This window comes from Aminobacter sp. P4_H6_2, assembly GCF_056400805.1.
In genome coordinates this window covers 1-1,502 of record NZ_JBFUKO010000931.1, presented here as the reverse complement: position 1 = coordinate 1,502, position 1,502 = coordinate 1, and the positions used below count along the sequence as shown (strand labels likewise).

Sequence of the window (1,502 nt, the reverse complement as noted above, 5' to 3'; positions counted from 1 at the left end):
CGACTGTTCCGGTTTGCATAAGGATCGATGCGCCCCGCAGCGGCTCGTTCGATCACTTCCGTATCCGTATCGGTCATCCGATACACCTCATGGCTAGACAAAGCATTCGTAGACTTGCCTGTAGCAAATCCCGTTTGGGGATGTATGGAATTGTTAGCAATTGGTTAATTTCAACGCTGAACCTTCCCTTGGCAAGGAGCGCTGCGATCGAACGTCTTACGTTACATGGTGACTTGAGCGTCGCGCCGTCGATCCAATTTGGCAATGTATTGCGTAGAACTGTGCGCTCCCTGGTGGATCGGACCCATTGTTTGCAGTAGGCCTAAGGCGCCCGAGCTTGTCGATTGCGAGGTGACAAGCCTAGCCCGAGATGCCCAGCCGCTCAGCCAGATTGGGGTCAGAGGGGTCGACCTCGATCGCTTCTGAGGTCTTGAAGGGCAATGTCGGATGTGGTGCCGTCAAAAGGGCCCATTGTGCCACGTCGCAATCGAACAGGATTGGCGCTTCCGGGAGTAGCTGGGCCTGAATCTGTGCCCGTGTCAGGGCCTCTAAGTGAGAAGGGCGGATCGAGACGTAGCGCACGGTATGACCGGACGCTGTCATCTTCCGCACTGCCTCGACCGCGGTTGCGTTTGGCGTGACCTTGTCGAAGTAGGGCTCGAAATAGAGCGACCCGCGCTGGAACAAGAAACCGTCGACACTCACCAGGTAGACGCGCTGCTTTTCCAGCCTACGCCGCCATTCGGTGACAGTACCCCAATCATCATACTTCTTGGCTTTACGTGCTTTGAATATATGGCCATTGAGCGCCATGAAGGCGATGATTTCGGACAGATAAAGCTCGCCACCGGCAAGGCGAGTTCCGCGCAACATCTCATCATAGGCCGCAAGGAATGCCTTCGGATCGGTGAAGAAGTAGCCGCCAACGCTGAACAGGTCGGAGATCACCTTTTTCTCGCGAAAATTGATGATGATGTCTTCCTGGTCGACCTGCACGTAGCTTTTGTTTTGCGGGTTGACCTGATCGAAATCCTCCAATGAGGCCACGGAGACGTAGTTGTATCTCTCTTCGATCGTTCCGAGCTCGAAGTAGTTGTCGCTGTCCTTGACGATGAACGGTTCGTCGATGCCGGCGCGGCGCAGCGTCTCGACCACGGTCTCTGATTGACTGGATGTTGGCTCGTCAAGCACGACGCAATGCACCGGCTGACCAAAGGCGCGCTTGAGGCCTTCGATGGCGTTGAAACGCTGCTGATGTTCCGCGAGGATGGTGACGACGAGATCCTCGACTGGCGCATTCAGCCCGCGGATGGCCTTGTAGACCATCGGCAAGCCGTCATTGTCCGGCAACATCCATTTGGGCAGCATGTTGGGAAATCGCGAGGACCGCCCCGCGCATGGCACGATGATCTTCATCGCTGGCTCCTTATGGTGTCGATGGCGGCGCGGCCGAAGCTTGCTACACGGCGCGCAACGAAGGCGCTATCGGCCTCGCTGTGGGC

The 1,502-nt window shown here is 56.7% G+C and carries 1 protein-coding gene; it reads right to left on the bottom strand.

Translation table 11 applies throughout. The features are described 5' to 3' along the window. Positions 1-360 precede the first annotated feature (360 nt). Positions 361-1,416, bottom strand: coding sequence for a glycosyltransferase family protein (locus tag AC1DUU_RS31785; RefSeq protein ID WP_476787276.1), 1,056 nt, complete (start codon positions 1,414-1,416; stop codon positions 361-363). Between the last annotated feature and the right edge of the window lie 86 nt (positions 1,417-1,502).